General features: G+C 72.6%; 18 protein-coding genes. 10 read left to right on the forward strand and 8 right to left on the reverse strand.

The genetic code is table 11. The annotated features are described in order from the left end of the window. Nucleotides 1-156: 156 nt before the first annotated feature. Entirely contained in the window at nucleotides 157-420 is a 264-nt protein-coding gene (locus MXD60_RS07315; RefSeq protein WP_248818221.1) for a hypothetical protein, read from the reverse strand. 101 nt (nucleotides 421-521) lie between these two features. Then, nucleotides 522-1394 carry an LLM class F420-dependent oxidoreductase gene (locus tag MXD60_RS07320; protein ID WP_248818222.1) on the reverse strand — a complete coding sequence of 291 codons (873 nt, stop codon included), beginning with the start codon at nucleotides 1392-1394 and terminating at the stop codon, nucleotides 522-524. A gap of 268 nt (nucleotides 1395-1662) precedes the next feature. Here MXD60_RS07320 and MXD60_RS07325 point away from each other — a divergent pair, with 268 nt between their 5' ends. Further along, a complete protein-coding gene (locus MXD60_RS07325; protein ID WP_248818223.1) occupies nucleotides 1663-2538 on the forward strand; it encodes a PaaI family thioesterase in 876 nt (291 codons plus the stop codon). 203 nt (nucleotides 2539-2741) lie between these two features. Further along, nucleotides 2742-3197, forward strand: a complete 456-nt coding sequence (locus tag MXD60_RS07330) for a hypothetical protein (RefSeq protein WP_248818224.1) — start codon at nucleotides 2742-2744, stop codon at nucleotides 3195-3197. A 117-nt stretch (nucleotides 3198-3314) separates the two neighbouring features. Here MXD60_RS07330 and hpnH read toward each other — a convergent pair whose 3' ends face one another. Next, entirely contained in the window at nucleotides 3315-4316 is a 1002-nt protein-coding gene (gene hpnH / locus MXD60_RS07335; RefSeq protein WP_248818225.1) for an adenosyl-hopene transferase HpnH, read from the reverse strand. Nucleotides 4317-4676: 360 nt separating this feature from the next. Between hpnH and MXD60_RS07340 the strand changes: the two genes are divergently transcribed. Then, complete coding sequence (locus MXD60_RS07340) at nucleotides 4677-5273, forward strand: Maf family protein (RefSeq protein WP_248818226.1); 597 nt, start codon at nucleotides 4677-4679, stop codon at nucleotides 5271-5273. Nucleotides 5274-5426: 153 nt separating this feature from the next. Here MXD60_RS07340 and cysE read toward each other — a convergent pair whose 3' ends face one another. Further along, complete coding sequence (cysE, locus tag MXD60_RS07345) at nucleotides 5427-6137, reverse strand: serine O-acetyltransferase (protein WP_248818227.1); 711 nt, start codon at nucleotides 6135-6137, stop codon at nucleotides 5427-5429. A 4-nt stretch (nucleotides 6138-6141) separates the two neighbouring features. Beyond that, nucleotides 6142-7074, reverse strand: coding sequence for a cysteine synthase A (gene cysK, locus MXD60_RS07350; RefSeq protein WP_248818228.1), 933 nt, complete (start codon nucleotides 7072-7074; stop codon nucleotides 6142-6144). 758 nt (nucleotides 7075-7832) lie between these two features. Here cysK and MXD60_RS07355 point away from each other — a divergent pair. From MXD60_RS07355 to MXD60_RS29320, 3 genes are all read left to right on the forward strand, one after another. Then, entirely contained in the window at nucleotides 7833-8399 is a 567-nt protein-coding gene (locus MXD60_RS07355; protein WP_248818229.1) for a hypothetical protein, read from the forward strand. Nucleotides 8400-8525: 126 nt separating this feature from the next. After that, nucleotides 8526-9803, forward strand: a complete 1278-nt coding sequence (locus MXD60_RS07360) for an ATP-binding protein (RefSeq protein ID WP_248818230.1) — start codon at nucleotides 8526-8528, stop codon at nucleotides 9801-9803. A 126-nt stretch (nucleotides 9804-9929) separates the two neighbouring features. Beyond that, nucleotides 9930-11045: a hypothetical protein gene (locus MXD60_RS29320; RefSeq protein WP_248818231.1), complete on the forward strand. Its 1116-nt coding sequence runs from the start codon at nucleotides 9930-9932 to the stop codon at nucleotides 11043-11045. Nucleotides 11046-11072: 27 nt separating this feature from the next. On the opposite strand, the gene MXD60_RS07370 is transcribed toward MXD60_RS29320, so the two are convergent. From MXD60_RS07370 to MXD60_RS07380, 3 genes are all read right to left on the reverse strand, one after another. Beyond that, complete coding sequence (locus MXD60_RS07370; protein WP_248818232.1) at nucleotides 11073-11987, reverse strand: hypothetical protein; 915 nt, start codon at nucleotides 11985-11987, stop codon at nucleotides 11073-11075. Between the two features lie 188 nt (nucleotides 11988-12175). Then, complete coding sequence (locus MXD60_RS07375) at nucleotides 12176-13336, reverse strand: hypothetical protein (protein WP_248818233.1); 1161 nt, start codon at nucleotides 13334-13336, stop codon at nucleotides 12176-12178. After that, nucleotides 13333-13683 (reverse strand): hypothetical protein, encoded by a 351-nt coding sequence (locus tag MXD60_RS07380; protein ID WP_248818234.1) that lies wholly within the window; start codon nucleotides 13681-13683, stop codon nucleotides 13333-13335. The genes MXD60_RS07375 and MXD60_RS07380 overlap by 4 nt, the downstream gene beginning before the upstream one ends. Nucleotides 13684-13872: 189 nt before the next feature. On the opposite strand from MXD60_RS07380, the gene MXD60_RS07385 reads away from it, so the two are divergent. The 4 genes from MXD60_RS07385 to MXD60_RS07400 all read left to right on the forward strand — a co-directional run bounded on the left by MXD60_RS07385 (nucleotide 13873) and on the right by MXD60_RS07400 (nucleotide 19877). After that, the gene (locus MXD60_RS07385) at nucleotides 13873-14394 is read left to right on the forward strand and encodes a hypothetical protein (RefSeq protein ID WP_248818235.1); all 522 of its coding nucleotides are present in this window, start codon (nucleotides 13873-13875) and stop codon (nucleotides 14392-14394) included. A gap of 14 nt (nucleotides 14395-14408) precedes the next feature. Then, complete coding sequence (locus MXD60_RS07390) at nucleotides 14409-14780, forward strand: hypothetical protein (protein ID WP_248818236.1); 372 nt, start codon at nucleotides 14409-14411, stop codon at nucleotides 14778-14780. Between the two features lie 112 nt (nucleotides 14781-14892). Continuing rightward, the gene (locus MXD60_RS07395) at nucleotides 14893-16137 is read left to right on the forward strand and encodes a metallophosphoesterase family protein (protein WP_248818237.1); all 1245 of its coding nucleotides are present in this window, start codon (nucleotides 14893-14895) and stop codon (nucleotides 16135-16137) included. Then, nucleotides 16137-19877: an AAA family ATPase gene (locus MXD60_RS07400; RefSeq protein WP_248818238.1), complete on the forward strand. Its 3741-nt coding sequence runs from the start codon at nucleotides 16137-16139 to the stop codon at nucleotides 19875-19877. The genes MXD60_RS07395 and MXD60_RS07400 overlap by 1 nt, the downstream gene beginning before the upstream one ends. Nucleotides 19878-19949 lie beyond the last annotated feature (72 nt).

The following is a 19949-nucleotide window of genomic DNA, read 5'->3' on the forward strand; positions in this document are numbered from 1 at the left end:
GAACGGGGCAACCTGTCGCTTTGACCGGGGTCCGCATCCGATTTATCCCTGTCGAAGAGGCAGCAGGCGCCTTTCCCACGCACCAAGCCGGCGCCGGGCAGCCGGCTGCGCCGCCGACTGGCGAGCGCCGGGGCGGCGAGCGGCGAGGCTACGGCGTCAGGAGGTGCCGGAGCCGGGGCCGGCGGCCCAGCGGCGGTCGTCGTCGTCCCACTGTTCGTTGCGGGCGTCGAGGCGGCGGCGCCAGTCGGCTGCCGCGTCGGCGCTGTCGTAGGGGCCGAGACGGCGGTGGCCCGGGGCATCCGGTGGGTTCTCGACCCGCTCGTGGTCGAGGCACCACCAGAAGCCCGTCGGATTCCACGCCGTGCTGTCCGCCGGCCGCCGGCCCCGGCCGGACACCGCCCGCTTCAACGTCGTCCACATACCCGATCACTACCCGCGCAGGGACCTTTCACCACCGGTCTCGCGGCGGCCGTCCACCCGCGCCGGCACCATCGGGCCGGCGGCGGGCGGGAGCCGGCCGTCTAGAAGGCGGCGGCGACCGGGATGACCTGGTCGGCGAGAATTTCCAGCGGGCGCAGCGCCGCCACGCCCGGCACCGAGCCGTGGTAATGGGTGATGCCGAGGTCGGCGAGGCGACGCAGGTCGGTGAGCAGCGTGTCGATGTTCTCGCCGTCGGCGCCGGGGTCGAGCGGGCCGATGACGGTCTTCTCGATCTCGTCGTAGTCACGGCCGACGTCGGCGCAGTGCCCGCGCAGGACATCGAGCTTGTGCTCGATGTCCGGGGCGTTGAACAGGTTGCATGCCTGCGCGAAGCGGGCGACCAGGCGCAGCGTCCTGCGTTCCCCGCTGCCGCCGATCATGATCGGCGGGTGCGGGCGGCGCAGCGCCGCCGGCACGTTGAGGGTGCGTTCGAGCTGGTAGTGACGACCCTTGTACGGGGCGTCGCTGCCGCTCCACATCTGCAGGCAGATCTCCAGGGCCTCCTCCAGGCGCTCGAAGCGTTCCGCCGTCGACGGGAACGGCAGGCCGAGGCCGTGGGCCTCCTGCTCGAACCAGGCGGCGCCGATGCCGAGCCACGCCCGGCCCTCGGAGAGCACGTCCAGCGTGGTGACCGCCTTCGCCAGCAGGCCGGGCTCGCGGTAGACCACGGCGCTGACCCAGGCGAGCAGTTCGATGCGGCTGGTGCGCGCCGCGAGGTAGCCGAGCGTCGTGTAGGCCTCGAGCATGTCGTGCTCGGGCGGGCCGATGCCGCGGATCTGCCAGAGATGGTCCATCACGCTGAGCTTCGCGAAGCCGGCGTCCTCGGCGGCGACGGCGACGCGGGTCAGGTCGGCGGCGAGGGTCGACGGTCCGCCGGGCCAGGTGAAGTCGGAGATGTGCAGGCCGAGGTGCATGGTCGCCCTTCCCGTCAGAGAACGGAGGATCCTCCGATTAGGGACTGTATCGCCATCCGGCCGGCCTGTGGCGGCGCACACCGGCACCGCCGTTCGGGTACCGCCACACGGTCGGCCCCCGAGGAGCACCGGCGGCGCCGGGCGTACAGATCGGGTAGGACGGGACGAGGCGTGGCGCCACCGCTTCGGACGATCACGGTCAGGCAGGACGGCTGGAGGCAGGGCAGATGGCGATGGCGATGGCGATGGCGATGACGCGAGCGGCAGCATGAGCGGGACCTCGGCGATCCGCACGCCCACCGGCCGGCGATGGCCGCCGCCGGAGGCCACCGCGGCGCCGGCGGCGCGCGAGAGCGCCGAGTCGCGGCTGCGGGTCAGCCCGGGCGCGAGCGGCCCGCAGGGGACGCGGGTGTCGATGCGGCTCGGGCCGTGGCTGGCCGGGCCCGGCGGGGAGCCGACCGTGGGCGCGCTCGGCGTACTCGCCGACGATGCCATCGGCCTGGAGATCTACGGGCGCCGCCCGCCGAACACCCATGCGGTGACGGCTGAACTCTCCGTCGACGTGGTGGCCCAGCCGCCGTGGGCGGCACCAGGGCTGGTCGCCGACGCGCGGCTGCACGGCCGGGACGCGACCGGCGGGGTCGCCGGCTGCGAGATCCGCGACGGCGCCGGTCGCCTGGTCGCCCTGGCCACCGGCCGGTTTCGCTGGGTCGAGATCCCGCCGCCGGTCACGGCGCGCGGCAGCGCTCCCCCGCCGGCACGGCTGGCGCCGGGCGCGCACCACTCGCTGCTCGACGCCCTCGGCCTCGCCGGGGTCGGGCCGACGCGCCACGGCGAGCTCGGCCGCCTCGTCCTGCCCGGCGGCAGCGTGTTCGGCGGCCTGGCGGACACGGTGCACGGCGGGGTTCTGCTGTGCCTGAGCGACCTGGTCACCGACGCGCTGGCCGAACCGGGCCGCCCGGAACGCACCACCGGCATCCGGGTGCACTACCTGCGGCCCGCGGAGCTGTCCCAGGCCACGACGGCGACGGCGCTGACCGTGCACCGCGGCCGTTCGGCGGTGCTCTACCGGGTCACGACCGCGGGCCCGTCGGACCGTCCCTGCACCATCGCGACGGTCACCCGCGAACGCGCCGCCCACTGACACCCCGGGTCCGGGTCGGTTCCGGCTTTCCTGTCACCTGACAATCGCGGGGCCGACGCTGGGAAAACCCGCCCGCGGGCCGGTGTGGGTCGTTCTGTACATCAGCCGACAAAGGTCATCATGATGATCGCCGAGCTGCCACAGTTGCCTCACCAGTATATCGGCACGAGTGCGCGGGGGTCACCATGTCACGTCGTTTCGCCATGCCCGTTCCCAGGTTCGGAGTGTTGCTCGCCGCGGTCGCCCTGACCCTCGGGCTGACAGCGGCGACAACGCTGACCGCACCGGCGGCGCACGCCTCGACCTGCGCCAACAATCCGTATCAGGGAACCTGGAAGGCCACCGATCCGAACGGCCATCTCATCGTCGTCGTCCTGGACTTCCCGAACTGCTCGGACTGGAACAGCGTGAAGGTACAGGTGGTCTCGCACGCGTTCCTCGGGCTGCACAGCGGCCCGGACTACTGGGGTTACGCGAGCAGCGTGAAGTGGGAGATCTACGGCACGGCGCTCACCGCCAACTTCCGGTTCTCCGGGCTTACCGAATCGCTGTTCATCACGCCGCCGTCGGCGTACACCGGGCTGCCGGTCGTCGAGACGGAGTACTTCGCCAACGGTAGTCCCTACACGTTCCCCAAGCAGTACCTCGCCCGCGCCTGAGTCGCGTCCCGGGTGGCGGTCCCGATCCGGTTGGCCGGGTCGGGACCGCCGATGGGGCGTTCGCGACGCCGCGGGGAGATGCCCCCGGCGGCGGGTGTGGTTACGCGGCCGGCGCGGTTATGCCCGGACCGCGCGGATGCTTTCGCGCAGGGAGCTCATCGTCGCGGCCAGCGCGGTCGGCTCGTGGCCGCAGTGCGCCATGCAGTTCTCGCAGCGCGGGTCACGACCGCGGCCGTACCGGTCCCAGTCGGTGGTCTCGACCAGTTCCTTGTACGTCCTGGCGTAGCCGTCGGCCATCAGGTAGCAGGGCCGCTGCCAGCCGTACAGCGAGTAGGACGGGATCCCCCACGCCGTGCAGTCGAAGTCCAGCTTGCCCTCGAGGAAGTCCAGGTAGAGCGCCGAGTGGTTGAGCTTCCACCTGCGCCGCCGGCCGTCCGCGAATGCCTTGCGGAACAGCTCCCGGGTCTCCTCGACGCCGAGGAAGGTCGTCTGCCCGGGCGCCTTCTCGTAGGCGTACGCGGGTGAGATCATCATCCCGTCGACGTCGAGTTCGTTGTTGAGGAAGTCCAGCACCTCAATGACGTTCTGCGGGGTGTCGGTGTTGAAGAAAGTGGTGTTCGTGGTGACCCGGAAGCCGCGCCGCTGGGCATCCTTGATGTTGTCGACGACCTGGTTGAACACTCCCTTCTTCGCGACGACCTCGTCGTGGCGCTCCTCCAGGCCGTCGATGTGCACGGCCAGCGAGAGATACGGCGAAGGTGTGAGCTTGTCAATCTTCTTCGGCAGCAGCAGCGCGTTCGTGCACAGGTACACGAACTTCTTGCGCTTCACCAGTCCTTCGACGATCTGCTCGACCTGCGGGTGCATGAGTGGCTCGCCGCCGGCGAGGCAGACGACGGGGGCGCCGCACTCGTCGGCGGCGGCCAGCGCCTGTTCGACGGGCATACGCTGCTTGAGCACATCCGCCGGATGCTGGATCTTCCCACATCCGTCACAGGCGAGATTGCAGGCGAACAACGGCTCCAGCTCGAGAGTGACGGGAAACTTCTCCCGTCGCAGCAGCTTCTGCTTCAGCAGATAGCCGCCGACCCTGATCGCCTGACGTGGCGGAATGGGCATAGTTACCCTCCTGGGAGTTGGTGTGGCTTCGCCGGGTGGGTGGGATGGTGGACTGCTGCCGCCAGTGTAGGTTCACGCCCGGTCAGCTTCGGAATCCGCCGATGGTGAGTTCGCGTACGCATCCGGCATCGGCATCGGGAGCGGCCCGCCCAGGTGGCGAAAGAAACACCCCAGCCGCCCGCGAAACGGGGGCTGACGTCGGCGGGAACACCGCGCGCCGAACCAAAACGTATGCGGGTTTGTTACTCCCTGCACTGTTGTTTTTCTGGTGTCGGCGGCGGTCATCGGCTGGCCTTTTCGACGGACCGTCGATGCGGTGGCCCACCCGGGCCGGTGGGACGGGCGGGCTAGGCTGACGCCATGCGCGTTGTGCTCGCGTCCGCCTCGCCGCGCCGCCACGCGCTGCTGACCCGTCTCGGCGTCGCGTTCGACGTGGACGTCAGCGGGGTCGACGAGTCGCGTCCGGCGGCGACCGACGCGCCCGGGATCGCCGCCGAGCTCGCCGAGCTCAAGGCCCGGGCCGTCGCCGCCCGCCATCCGGGAAGTCTCGTGCTCGGCGGCGACACCCTGGTCGAGGTCGACGGCCGAGTCCTCGGCAAGCCGGCGACGCCGGCCGACGCACTCGCGATGCTGCGCGGCCTGCGGGGCCGCACCCACCGCGTCGTCACCGCCGTCGTCGTGCTCGACACGGCCACCGGCGTGGCCCGCGGCGCGGTGGCCACGACCGCGGTCACCATGCGCGAGGTTCCCGACGCCGAGCTCGCCGCCTACGTCGCGACCGGCGAGGCGATGGACGCCGCCGGCGCCTACGCGATCCAGGGCGGCGCGGCCGGGTTCGTCACCGCCGTCGACGGCGATCTCGACACCGTCATCGGCCTGCCCACCGCCCTGGTCCGCGACCTGCTCACCGCCGCCGGCGCGGCGTTACCCGGTTCCGGCCCCGCGCAGGCACTCTGACCCGCCGCGTCGGGCGGGGGCGCGGGTAGGTCCGGGCCTCGGACTCGTGGCTCGCGGTCCTCAGGCGGGACCGGCCCGGCCGGACAGGATCAGCCGGCGGCGAGGCCCGCGCGCTGGCGCCATCGACCTACGCCGCGCTGCGACCCAGGGCGTTCAGATGGCGAAGTCCTCGCCCTGCCAGACGCCGCCCTTGGGCGGGTGGATGGTGGCGCCGGCGCTGGTCGGTTCGCGGTGGGCGTCGCCGGTGCCGGTGTGCGCGGCGGCCTCCAGGCGGTCGACGCGGGTGAGCAGCGACTGGAGGCTGAGGCCGACGAGGTCGGGCATGCCCTCGTCGTGCGCGGGGCGCGGCCGGCTGCGGGTGATGACCTGGCCGGGGACGCCGACGACGACCGAGCCCGGCGGCACGGCGCGCACGACCACCGCGTTGGCGCCGATGCGGCTGTCGGCGCCGACGGTGAACGCGCCGAGGACCTTCGCGCCGGCGCCGAGCACCACCCGGTCGCCGATGGTCGGGTGGCGCTTGGTGGGTTCGAGGCTGGTGCCGCCGAGGGTGACACCGTGGTAGATCGTCACGTCGTTGCCGACCTCGGCGGTCTCCCCGATGACAACGCCGGTGGCGTGGTCGATGAACACCCCGTCGCCGATGCGGGCCGCGGGGTGGATCTCGACGCCGGTGAGCGTGCGGGCGACGGTCGCACCGACGCGGGCCGGCAGCACCGCCCCCCGCGTCCACAGCCAGTGGTTCACCCGGTACGCCCACAGGGCGTGCACACCCGGGTAGCACAGCGCGACTTCCAGGGTGGACCGGGCGGCGGGATCGCGGTCGCGGGCCGTGCGCAGATCCCGGCGCAGCGTGCGCAGCATGGGGTCAGTCCCCGAGGCCGGCGAACAGCGGGGTGGACAGGTAGCGCTCGCCGAAGTCGGGCAGGACGACGACGATCAGCTTGCCGGTGTTCTCCGGGCGCGCGGCGAGCTGCAGCGCGGCGGCGACCGCCGCGCCGGAGGAGATCCCGACGAGCAGCCCCTCCTCGCGGGCGAGGCGGCGGGCGAGGACGAGCGCGTCCTCGGCGTCGACCTGGACGATCTCGTCGACGATCGCGGTGTCGAGGACCTTCGGGACGAAGCCGGCGCCGATGCCCTGGATGGGATGCGGCCCCTTCGCGCCCCCGGAGAGCACCGGGGAGGCGGCGGGTTCGACGGCGACGAACCGGGCCGACGGGCGGCGCTCCTTGATGACCTCGGCGACGCCGGTGATCGTTCCGCCGGTGCCGACGCCGGCGACGAGGATGTCGATCTGTCCGTCGGTGTCGCGCCAGATCTCCTCGGCGGTGGTCGCCCGGTGGATCGCCGGGTTGGCCGGGTTCTCGAACTGCTGCGGCATGAAGTAGTTCGGGTTGTTCTTCGCGAGCTCCTCGGCCTGCGCGATCGCGCCCCCCATGCCCTCGGGGCCGGGGGTGAGCACGAGCTGCGCGCCGTAGGCCCGCAGCAGCATGCGCCGCTCGACGCTCATCGTCTCCGGCATCGTCAGCACGCACTGGTAACCGCGGGCGGCGCACACCATCGCCAGCGCGATGCCGGTGTTACCGCTGGTCGGCTCGACGATGACCGTGTCCGGACCGAGGACGCCGGCCTGCTCGGCGGCGTCGATGAGCGCGAGGCCAAGGCGGTCCTTCACGCTGTGCGCCGGGTTGAACGACTCCAGCTTCGCGACGACCTGCGCACCGACCCCGTCGGTGACCCGGCGCAGCCGCACCAGCGGTGTGTTCCCGACCAGCGCCGTGATGTCCTCGGCGATCCTCATCGACGTCCTTCTCCTCGCATCGGCGCGCCCGTTTTCGACCCCGGGCAAGGGTATGCCGCGGGTGGAGCGCGCAGCAGGCCATTGGAAAACAGGCACTGTCGGGCCCCGGCCCGTGTGGGGGTACGCGGCGCGGCGGCGTCCCGTGGCAGCCGTCCGCACGCATGCGGGATGCTCCTGGTGGCCGCGGGGCGACCCTGCATCGCCAGGAAGGCCGGTTTCCCTCAGGACGGCTTGTCACCACCACCAGTCGGCGGCGATCAGCTACGGACGTCGGTGTAGGTCGTGACGGGCAACGCGTTGCCCGAGCTCGGCTGAGCCGTGGTCCCCTCCGAGCAGGCCGGCCCCGCCGCTGGCCGTGGCGCAGGTCGGTCAGACCCGCCCCCGGCACACCTCCGAGTGGGCGGCGTCTCGGCTGGTGCCGACGGCGAGATCAGTGGCCCCCGCAGCGAGTCGCCGGTGCAGGACACAATCCGGGCCGCGAACAGTCGGCGCAGCGCGCGGTTCGTGCCCAGTACCGCCCCGGCCGCCGGCGGCGTCTCGTCACCCGCAGCCACGGCTGTCATGTCATGTCAACGATGTCGCGCATCGACGCACGGTACGGCCGGGCAGGCTCGGCGGCGAGCGGGTTTTGCCGTGCGCTCGGGCGGTTCGCCGACGTCAGAGGCCGCCTGGTCGCCGAGGTGTTCGAGTGCTGCCGGTAGGGTGATCTCCGGTAGCGGTCGGGCCGGGCGGCGGCGGAGTTCACATGGGGTGCGGCAGTGGCGCGTGAGGTTATCTCGATCATCAACGTGTGGTGCGACAACACCGGCCGTCATCCGCACGACCGGGTCGCTGCCACGACGAGCGCCGCGCTCGCCTACGACGGCCAGCTCGTCCGCCTCGACCTGTGCAGCGAATGCCGCGACGAGATGACCTCCGTGCTCGGGGAGTACGCCGAGTTCGGCGAGTCGACGTCGCTGGCACGCGGCGCGAAGATCGACACGGCCTGGACGGCGATCGAGGACAACGACGCGGGGAGCGCACCGCCCGAGGCGGAGTCGGCGAAGGCCTCCGCCGCCACCCGCCCGCGGCCCCGGGTGCGGCGCCCGCACCAGTCCGCGTCGACGACCGAGGTCCGCGCCTGGCTGGGCGACCACGCCGACGATCATGGCCTGCCCGTCCCCGCCCGGGGCGCGCGGCTGTCCGCGCAGCACAAGGCCGCCTACGACCGCGGCCACGGCTGGGACGAGATCGACGGCACCTGGCGGCCCACCGACCCGTCGCCGACGGCGCCCACCGACTCCGACAACGCCGACAGCACCGACGACGAGCGCGACCGCGATTAACTGGGCCCGCCAGACGCCTGTTTTTGCGCGAACCTGCAGGTCAGAGCCTCCAAATTTGGAACTCGAAGTCCTCCAGATCCCGAATTCGAGCCGCTCGACTTCCCTAGATCGATTAGACTGCTGGCCATGACCACCCCACTGCACGGGCTGGTGCCCCGGCGGCTGGCACCGATCGTCGCGAGCCGCATGGCGGAGGAGCCCGTGGTGCTCCTGCAGGGTCCTCGGTCGGTGGGGAAGTCCACCCTGCTCCGCAGCCTCGCCGCCGAGCTCGGCGCGGAACTGGTGGACCTCGACGACGTGGCCGTCCGCGACGCCGTGGCCAGGGATCCCGGGTTGTTCGTCTCCGGTGCACGGCCGGTCTGTATCGACGAGTACCAGCACGTTCCGCTCGTGCTCGACGCCATAAAGGCGGAGCTCAACCGCGATGGCCGGCCCGGCCGGTTCGTCCTCACGGGTTCGGCGCGGCACGAGGCGCTGCCCCGCGCCGCCCAGGCGCTCACCGGCCGGTTGCACCGGCTGCCCGTCTACCCGCTGTCGCAGGGCGAGCTGCGCGGGTCCCGTGAGCATCTACTCGACGACCTGTTCACCGAGCCGGCCGCCGCCGTCGCGGCCGCCGCGGGCCGGCCGTCGCGGACGAGCCGGGAGGAGTACATCGATGCCGTCACCGCGGGTGGTTTTCCCTCGGCGCTGGGACGGGCGTCCCTGGCCTCGCGCAACCGCTGGTTCGACGACTATGTGAGCCTCAGCGTCGAACGCGACGTGCGGGACGTGAGCAGGATTCGCCAGGCCGCCTCGCTGCCGGCCCTGCTGGAGCGGCTGGCCGGGCAGACCGCGCAGGTACTCAGGATCGCTCGGGCCGCGTCCAGTGTCCGCCTCGACGAAGGGACCGCGCAGAGCTATGTGCGGCTGCTCGAGGCGGTGTTCCTGCTCTACCGGCTGCCGGCCTGGGGCACCACGCTCACGACCCGCTCGACCGCGTCACCGAAGATTCATGTGCTGGATTCCGGGGTCGCCGCCCGGCTGCTGCGCCTGACCCCGGCGAAACTGGCGGCGCGCAGCCCGACGGCGCTGACCGAGTTCGGCCACCTGTTGGAGACGTTCGCCGTGACCGAGCTGCTCAAGCAGGTCTCCTGGGCGGACTGGCTCGGCGGGGTCGGCCACTGGCGCACGCACGACGGGGAGGAAGTTGATCTGGTGGTCGAGCGCGACGACGGCGCGCTGCTCGCCTTCGAGGTCAAGGCGGCAGGTCGGGTGCCGGGAGAGGATCTTGCGCCGCTGCGCAAGCTGCGCGACGCGGCCGGTGATGCGTTCGTCGCCGGGGTGGCGCTCTACCTGGGAGCGCGTTCCTACACCTACGAGGACCGCCTGCACGTCATGCCCGTCGATCGGATCTGGGCACCGTAGCCGGGGCCGGACCCGGAATCGGCGTGTGTCGGTGGGCCACTCCCACCCGAATATGCCGGACAGTGGTTACCTGGCTCCCTGGAGTGGCCGAAGCCGGGATGGCGAACGACCACCTTCCGAGGGGCGGTGGCGAGCGCGGTGAAGGCGATCAGGGTGGCGGCGGCCGCGGCGATGACGGCCACGGTCACGATGACCGGCGTGGCGCTGGCAACCGGAGTGGCGCTGGCTGCGGCACCCGCCGCGGTGGTGCAGCCGGCCGCGGTCGCGGTGGTGCAGCCGGTGGACCTCGGCGCCCTGCCGGGCATCACCACGAACAGCGCGACCGCGATCAACGATCGCGGCGACGTCGTCGGCTCCGGCTACAACTCGGCCTACGACAGCCACGGTTTCCGCTGGTCGCGGGGGGTGCTCACCGCCCTTCCCGACACCGCGCGGGCACCGTTGAGAATCACCAACGCCGGGCAGATCGCCGGCAACCTCCCGGGCCGCTCCTACTCCCCGGGTTTCGTGATCCGTCCCGGCGGCGCGCCGCTCGGCCTCGGGTTCTCCGTGGCCGACCAGGGCGAGGGCGGCCAGGTGGTCGGGACGGGCCCGGTCGCCGGCGGGACGCACGCGATGCTCTGGCGCGACGGCCACACCTTCGACCTCGGCGCGCCCGCCGGTCACACCAGTGACGCCCGCGCGGTCAGCGACAACGGGTGGATCCTCGCCGAGATCCAGAGCGGCGATCACCGGGACGACCACTTCGCCCGCTGGATCCAGGGCCGCTGGGTGCCCCTGCCCACCGCGGGCGGCTACGGCTCCGACATCAACAGCCGCGGTGACGTCGTCGGCTGGGCCACGACCCCGGCAGGCAGCACCCACGCCATGCAGTGGCAGGGCGACCGCGCCATCGATCTGGACCCGCAGGATCCCCTCAGCACGGCGCTGGCCATCAACGACGCCGGGCAGATCCTCGGGTCGACGTTCGACCCGGTCACCGACCTCGGGCACATCCTGCTCTGGGATCAGGGCCGCCGGATCGACCTGGGCACCTTCGGCGGCGAGTTCGCCCGGCCGATCGCCCTCAACGGCCGCGGCGACGTCGTCGTCCTGACCAGCACCGCAGCGTTCCGCTGGAGCCACGGCCGCACGGTGCGCCTCGCCGGCGCCGGCGTGCCCACGGCGATCAACAACCGCGGCCAGGTCGTCGGCACCCTCCTGCGACCCGACGGCACCAGCCACGCCGCTCTGTGGACCTGACCGCGGTGACAGCGGCGAAGAGCGCGATCAGCGGTCCAGTGCCGTGTGGTAGGCGGTGAATCCCTCGGCGCCGAGGAGGTCGGTGTAGCTGTCCGGGGCGTCCAGGCAGGAGTCCAGGTCGGCGGAGCCGACCAGGGCGGCGAGGCGCTGGCCGAGCTCGATCGGATCGGGCCGCAGTTCCTCGCACAGCCGCAGGTGCAGCGCCGCGAGGGCGTCGGCGACCTCGCCGGATTCGTCGGTGTCGTAGGCGTCCCAGGCGTCCAGCAGATACCCGGCGAGTTTGTCCCAGACGCCGACGGCGTCCTCCACCACGTCGACGAACCCGGCGCTCGCCGGGCGCACCGCGACGATCTCCAGCTCGGCGAGCATGTCCCGGCCCGCGTCCAGCAGATCGTGCAGTTCCCAGCGGTCGTTGCTGTCCGGTATCCGCCCGGTGTGACGCACCAGGGCGCGCAGCCGCGCCAGCTCACCGGCGTCCGCCGGCCCGAGCCGGCCGGCCCGCTGCAGCACCCTGGCCTCGAACAGCCGATCCTCCGCGGCCTGCGTCACGACGAGGCGCACCAGCTCCGCCCGGGTCAGACTCGCCGCCGCCTCGGCGACCAGCCGATCCTCGTCACCGTCGGTATCGGCGGCGCGGGACACGGCCATCGAGGTCCAGGAGATCCCCGCGTCGCGGGCGGCCAGCACCGCCGCTACCGCATGCTCGCAGGGCTGACCGGCGCTGTCGCTGTCGCGGTCGCAGTCGACCACCAGCGCTCGGCTGACCACGGTGACGAACACCTGCGTCTGCCCACCCCGAGGCTCCGCCACCGAGGCCCGCACCCCGCCGTCGACAGAGGTCAGCCCACTGACCGACCCCTGTGCGACATGCTCACGCCCGGCCTGCCCAGCACTGGGACCCGCTGCCGCGATCAACGCTTCAACATCCACCGAAACCGCCACGCGCACATCCAACCGCGCACCGCGACCAGGCCATCGTCCGGGGTCTGTCGACCCACGAAGGCGACGGGGGCAGTGCCCCGGCCGGACTCCGGTAGTGCCGGCGTCCCACCTCCAGCGTCCGCCCGTTGCGCCCGGCCAGGGCGGCGATTCCCTCAACCGGACAAAGGCGTGCCGCTCACGAGCCACGTTCAGAGATCCGCGAGGTCAAGGCGGTCGAGGAGACTGGGTTTGCGCGCATGGCGCTGCCGGAGGTCCGCGCACCGCTGGGTGAACTCGTGCGACCGGGCGTTGCGCTCGGTCACGATCCGAAGGTCGGCGAGGAGCGCTACAGCCGTGTCGTAGTCGGTCTGCTTACGGGTCTCGATCAGCGCGTCCACACGGGCCCAGGCCGCCGGTTCGTCTCGGGCCAGCTCTGCCAGCCGTTGTTCGTGGGCGAGAACCCGGGCGGCTTCGCGGCGTGCTTCCTCCTTGGCCTGCATCGCGGCCTGCCGGCGCTGCCGTTCGGCGCGCCCGTGCGCCGCGCCGTCCAGAAGATCGCCCACGGTGCGGCCGGGCGGAGCAACAACGCTCGGGCGGGTGTCATCGCGGAATCGGCGCAGGAGCTCCAGCCGGACGGCCGCGGCCTGATCCTGCGCGACGCGCAGTATCAGGCGATCCTTCTCCGCTCCTGGCAGTTCCCTCACCCAGGCGGTGAGGCGGTCGGGATCGTCGGCGGGTTCGTCGAGCGGCGGGCTTGTCTCGGCCGCGATCGCGAGCAGGTCGTCGTCGAGGCGGAGGAAGTCGGCCAGCGCGCGCTGCGACGCGGTGAGGGCGCCCAGCCCGGCGGGTACCGGCGGTTCGCGTTCGCCGTCCACGTCTCGGTCAAAGGCATCTTCGTCACGCTCCCACCTGCCATACCCGGCCAGCCAGGCCAGATACAGCGCGCGAAGGTCACCGGCGGCGAGCTCGGCCCGAATGCCGACGATGGCGGACAGGAATCCCTGCGGTTCAAGGTCCCAGTCGCCGGATTCGTCCTCGCTCGTGAGATCGAGGACGAGATACTGACCAGCGGTCCGGACTGTGACATGGTTGTCGACGCAGTATCGCTCGACCGCCTCCAGACCGAGCAGGCTTCGCGGCAGGCGGAGCAGAATCCGCCGGGTTCCCCAGTTGGCCAGATAGAGGTGGGCGTCGTAGTACCGATCCACCAGCTCGTCCGGATCGCCGCGGAAATCGCCCCGGTGATACTCGTTGACGAAGCTGGTGGCGGTGATCCTGGCCCGGGTGGACAGCGCGCGCACCGCGGCCAGGGCCTGCGCGTCGAGGGGCCGGTCTACCGCGAGAAACTCGTAGTACTGGTACTCGCTCAACGCCCGTCCCGCGAGTGCTTCGCCGTGAACGGAACCGCGCGGAAGCCCGAGTCGTCCCCCCGGTGAAAGAACAGATGACCGGTGAGCGCCCCGTCCTTGCCCAGCTCGACCCAGCCGCGCCCGCTGACCTCATCGCCCTCGTCGCTACCGACCCAACTGAACTCCACGAAAGGCCGGCCGTCGCGCTGGGTGAAGTGGCAGTCCATCTCCCCCCGGACGGCGATGAATCCGAACTCGCCTGTCCCCTTCCCGGTGAACGCGATGAAGCCGGGCCTGACGAGGTCGATGGCCTCCTGATCCCACAGGTCCATCGCCACGATCCGCCATCGCCCTGCCAGGCCCGCCATACGATCCTCCACCGTCGCCGTTGCCGTCGGGTGCCCGAAGCGTATCCGGGCAGGCGGATACGCCCCGAGTGCACGCTCGGGTGCTCAGGACACTCGCGCGGCCCGGGACGTTACTCGCTGTCGGGATGGTGCGTTCCGGCTGTGTCCGTCATGTCGTACGAATAACCTGCATCGGTGGATCTGGATCCGTTGAGTGTCCCGGCTCTGGTCGCCGTCATCACAGCAGTCCTGGCGGGCACCGCGAGTGAGGCCGGCGTACAGGTGTGGAACGCGCTGCGGAGCCTGGTCGGCCGGGCTTTCGGCTCCGGTTCGACCCCGGACGAGCTGGTCGAACGGGACCTCGCGGGGCCCGAGGCCGACGCGGGGGCGATCGAGACGCTGTCCCGGCACCTGGCCGCCCGGGCGCTGCTCGATCCCGACTTCGCCGACGCGCTGCGGGCCTGGACGGCGACCGCGACCGCGACCGCCGGGGAGGACGCCGCCGGGTCGGTGACGAACATCGTGGGCGATCAGGCCCACATCGAGGGCGGCCTCGTCCAGACCCGTGACGTGTACGGCTCCATCACTCTCGGCGGGGCCGGCCACGGAAACAGATCGGCACGACCGACAGCGACGATGGGCGAGAGTTCCCGTCGGGCCGGACGCCGGCCTGGGCCACGGTGCGTCGCCACCGCCTGGTTCTGGCGATTGTCCACAATGTCACCTCGATGACCCGACTTCTGGACGTGCTGGTTGTCTTCGATGCCGACCCGCGGGTCCAGGTGGTGTTCACCTGGACCGAATCCTCACCCTTCGCCCACGGCGTTCAGGAGTTTCTCGACGCGGCGGGCGCCCTGACCATTCCCTGGTCGCAGGCGATGACCATCGACGTCGATCTGGCCATCACCGCCAGGCCCGCCCGCCGACGCGTCGAGGGCAGGGCAGCGGTGATCGGTGTTACCCGCGCGGCTGGCTGCCCGGGCTTTCAGCGAACAGTCATGGAGTGCGCGAACGCGAGTTTCTCAGTCACCGTTCGCCCCTCCGGGGACCCAACCATGGTCCAGGTGGACGGCAATGGACCACCGATATCGCCACACGGTAGACCCATGTCCCGGTGACGCCTCGACCCCCGGCCGGAGGTGACTGGCGATCGTACTAAATTCAGGTTTTTACGCCGTCCCGCACGTCGTCGACGAGCGGGGAAGGATTCACTGATCCGCGGGGGATGACGTGCGTCTTGTTCATGCCGCTGACCTTCATCTGGACAGTCCCCTGCGCGGGCTGTCCAGGCTCGGCGACGACGCACTGGCCCATCAGCTACGCGAGGCGACCCGCCGGGCGTTGGAGAACCTCACGGAACTGACGGTTACCTGCGGGGCGGACGCGCTGCTGCTTGCCGGCGACATCTACGACGGGAACTGGCCGGACTACGCGACCGGACGGTTCTTCGGGGACCAGCTCAGTCGGCTGCACGACGAAAACATTCCGGTGTTCCTGGTCCGCGGCAACCATGATGCCCAGAGCACGATCACGCGGTCCCTGCGCCTGCCCCCGAACGTCACCCTGTTCGACACCGACAAGGCCGGCACCGCCGTTGTCGACGACCTCGGGCTGGCGGTGCACGGGCAGAGCTATGCCACCCCCGACGTCGGGACGAATCTGGCCCGGGCCTACCCGGATGCCGTCGCCGGCCTGACCAACGTCGGGTTGCTGCACACCGCCGTCCAGGGCGCCGAGGGCCACGCGCCGTACGCGCCGTGCACCGTCGATGATCTCACCCGGACCGGTTACGACTACTTCGCGCTGGGCCACGTCCACACCCACCGGACCTTCGGTGACGGCCGGCGGGTCGCCGCGTACAGCGGGAACCTGCAGGGACGCCATCCTCGGGAAGGCGGTCCGAAGGGCGCACTCGTCGTCGACCTCGAACCTGGCGAGGCACCGCGGATCCGCCTGGAACCGTGCGATGTGGCCCGCTGGGCGACGCTGCGCCTCGACGTGGCGGCGTGCCGCACGTTCGACGACGTCCTGAGCTGCGCCGACCAGGCGCTGCGCGCGGCGCGCGCCGAGACGGGTGAGCGGCCGCTGGTCGCGCGGGTCACCGTCGTCGGCGCCTCCCCGGCCGCGCCCGCGCTGACCGACACCGAACGCCTGCACGCGGAACTGGCGGCGCTGGCGGCCGGGATCGACGCGGTGGCCCTGGAGAAGATCGAGGTCAGGGCGACGAGCCCGCGCCCGCCCACCACGGTCGACCCGGAGCTGGCAGCGGGGATCCGTGCCGCCGTCGAGGGCTTCGCCGGGGACACCGAGCGGCTCGCCCGTCTCGCCGAACCCCTGGAACGCGAGGTCGGACGAGACCTGCGGCGCGCGGGTCTGCTCGACCTGGGCGATCACGCGGTGCTGGCCGAGCTCGCCCGCCGGGCCGGGGCCGACCTGTTCACCCGGCTCGCCGGCGACGGCTGCGAGGAGCAGTGATGCGGATCCGCTCGTTCGGCCTGGAACGCTACGGCGCCTTCGAGGGTCGCGAGGTCGCGTTCGGCGCGGGCCTGACCCTGGTGGTCGGCGACAACGAGACGGGCAAGTCGACGACGCTGGCGGGACTGTCGGATCTGCTGTGGGGTTTCCGCCCCCGCCATCAGGACCACACCTTCGCCGTCGGCACGCTGAGCCTCACCGCCCGGCTCGACCTGCCCGGCGGGCAGGAGGTCGATGTGCGCAGGCGCCGGACCGGGCTGTCGACGAGCCCGGACGGGCAGCCGTTCGCACCGCTGTGGGGCCACGACGGCCGTGAGCTGTGGCGCCGGGCGTTCGGCCTGTCGCTGGCGGATCTGCGCGACGGCGCCGACGCGGTCTTTCGCGGCGCGGGGGACCTCGCGGAGCTGGTGTTCGCGGCCCGCAGCGGACGGGCGGTGCACGAACTCGCCCAGGCGTTGGAGAAGGAACGAGACGGGCTCTACAAGTCGCACGGCAACGGCCGCAGGTCCCAGGTCCGGGCGGCGTGGAACGAGTTCACGCGGGCCCGCGACGGCGTCGAGGACGCCATGGTCAACGGGGAACTCGTCGCGGTCGCGGAGACCGAGCTGGCCCGGCACGAGGGCAGGGCCAGGGCCGCGGCAGCCCGGCTCGGCTCGGCCGCGGCCCGCCATGCCCGCGCCGAGCAGCGGTGCCGTGCCATGGCGGAGGTCCAGACCCTGCTCGGCCTGCGGGCCGAACGTGCCCGGCTGCTCGACGGCGGGCTGGTGCTGCCGGCCGGGCAGCTCGACGCGTTCGACGCCGTCCTCGACGTTCTCGACGACCTCGACACCGCGACCGGTGAGACCGGGTGGCTGCGGGCCGAGCACGACGAGAAGGCCGCCGAGCGGGCGGAGCTGCGCCTCGACGAGGCGCTGCTCACCGACGGTGACGCGATCAGCCGGCTGGAACGCCACGTCGAGGCCCGGACCGGGGACACCGCCGTCGCCGCCGACCACGACCGGGCCGCTGCGGAGCAGGCCGGGGAGGCCATCCGGCTGCTCCATGACCTCGTCGGCCCGGATGATCCGCGCCCGGCCGGGGAGCTGCTCGCCGCGCTGCACGTCCCCGTCGACGTCGCGGCCGGCCTGGACGCGCTGGGCGCCCGCGTCGACGCCCTGGGCGCCGAGGTCGCCCAGGCCGAGGAGACGGTCCGGGTGGCCTGCGCGCGGGAGGATGCCGCCGCCACGGTGGCGCCGCACGATCCGATGCTGATCGGACTGTTGCGCGACGTGGTCACCACGATCCGCGCGGACGGTTCGGCCTCGGCGCTGTTCCGCGCGTCTGTGGACAGTGCGGCGACCGCGCTGGGGGATCGTCGCGACGCCCTCCGCCACGCGGGCGCGGGCGTCGTGGACGCGGCCGCGCCCGCGGCGCCGAGCCGGGAGAGGGTCCGCGACGCCTGCCAACGCCTCGCGGCGGCCGAAGACGCCTGGGACGGCACCGCGACGCAGGCCGCCGCCGCCGGTCAGGCCGTGGAGCAGGCAGGTCAGCAGCTGGCCCGCAAGGCCGACGGGCAGCGCCTGCCCGACCCGGCGGCCCTCGCCCGGGTCCGCGCGGAACGCGACGATCTGTGGGCCCGGCTCACCAAGGCCGCGGCGGACGGGCTGAGCGCGGCCCGCGCCGAGGAACTGCTCCCCTGCCTGGCCACCACGACCCGCCGCGCCGACGACCTCGCCGACGACCTGCTCGCCCACGCCTCCGCCGCGGCGAAACACGCCCAGCTCCAGCGCGCTCTCGCCGAGGCCACCGAGCGCCACCGCGACGCCCTCACCGCCCACGAGCACGCCCATCACGCGCGGGACCAGGCCCGGCGCGACTGGGACGCCTTCTGGACCGACCTCGGGCTCACCCCACCGACACCGGAGCAGGCCGACGACGTCCGCCGCGCACTCGACGACGCCCAGGCGGCGCAGACCACGCTGCTCGCCGCGGAACGCCGCGGCACTGCCCTGAGCGCCCAGGCCGATGCCCAGCGCGCCACCCTCACCGAGGCGCTCACGGCCCTGGGCCAGCCGCCGTCCGGCGGCGACCTCGACACTGTCCTCGCCGCCGCCGAACGGATCCTCACCGACGACGACGCCGCCCGCGAGGAACGCGCCAGCACCGCCCTGCACGCCCGCCAGACCACCGAGGCCCGCCGGGCCCACGCCGGGAAGACCGTCGAGCTGGACACCGCCCAGGAGCAGTGGGCCGCCGCGGCGCGAACCGCGGGCCTGCCCGCGACGATGACCCCGCCCGGCTGGGTGGCGCGGCGCGGCACGCTGGCCCAGGCCCAGGCGGCCCACCACGCCGCGACGCAGGCCCGTGCGAGCGCGGCCGACGCCCGCCGCCGCCTCGACGCCTTCACCGAGGAGATCGCCGCGCTGGCCACCCGCCACGGCGAGGACGGGCCCGGCGACGCAACCCCCGCGGCTGTCCTGGACCGCCTCGCCGCCCGACTCCGCGGCGCCTGTGAGGCCCAGGCCGCCGCGAAGGTCCTCGACCGCGCCGTCGCCGAGCTCACCGACCGTCTCGACAGCGCCGCCGAGCAGCACGCCACCGCCACCGCACGCCTGGACCGGCTGCGGGACGAGGCGGGCCTGTCCCGGGACCAGCCGCTGGCCGACATTCTCGACCGCAGCCGGGCGGTCCAGGCCGTGCGGGCACAGGAGACGGCCACCGCGGCGATGATCCGCACGGCGGCGCCCGAGGACGATCTCGAAACCCTGGTCAAGGAACTCGCCGACCGCGACGACGCCGACCTGGACCGGGACCTCACCGCCGCCGCGGAGGACCGCGACGCCTGCTCCGCCGCCCAGGACGCGGCCGCCCAGGTCCTCGGCGCGAGCCGCGAACGGCTCCGGCAGCTGCGCGACGGCCGCAGCGTCGCCGAGCAGCACGCCCAGGCCCAGGAACACCTCGCCCTGGTCGCCGAGGGGGCCGAGCGCTACCTCATCGCCACCATCGCCCAGCAACTGCTCCGCGAGCAGCTCGAAGCCCATGCGCGCCGCCACACCTCACCGCTGCTCGGCGACGCCGGGCGCCTGCTCGAACGCCTCACCGGCGGGACGTGCGTCGCGCTGCGCGCCGAGGACCGCGGCGACCAGCGGTCCCTGCGCGTCGTGCGCGCCGACGAGCTGGAACGCGCCCCCGGCGAGCTGTCCGAGGGCACCGCCGACCAGGTCTATCTCGCGCTGCGCCTCGCCGCGATCGACCAGCTGCAACGCGACCGGGCCGCCCGCGGCGACGTGCCCCTGCCCGTCGTCCTCGACGACGTGCTGATGGCCTTCGACGACCACCGCGCCGTCGCCGCCCTGCACGTCCTCGCGGAACTCGCCCGCCACTGGCAGATCATCGTGTTCAGCCACCACCGCCACCTCGCCGACCTCGTCGCCGCCGATCCGGTCCTGGCGGCAGCCACCCAGATCAGCCGGCTGCCCCAGGTGACCCCACCGCCCGGCCTGCGCGCCGCGGACCGGATCAGGGCCTCCGTGGCCACCGCGACCGCCACCGCCGGTCCCGGTGACATTGCCGTTGCCCGTTCCTCGCTGCCCTCGGCATCCTCCGGTCGTCCCCCGCGGGAACGGCCGTCAGCTCCGGCCGTCGACCACGATCGGACGGAGATCCGTCGGTGGGCCCGGGAACACGGCTACCATGTCGGCGACCGGGGCCGCATAGCCCAGAACATCATCGATGCCTTCCACCAGGCACACGCCCACTGACGCCCGCTCCGTCACCCGTGACCCCGCTCAGCCATGCCCGAGAAGCATGATCGACATAATTCTGGCTCATAC

Origin of the sequence: Frankia sp. AgB32, from assembly GCF_023243045.1 — a bacterium.
Taxonomy (GTDB): Bacteria; Actinomycetota; Actinomycetes; order Frankiales; family Frankiaceae; genus Frankia.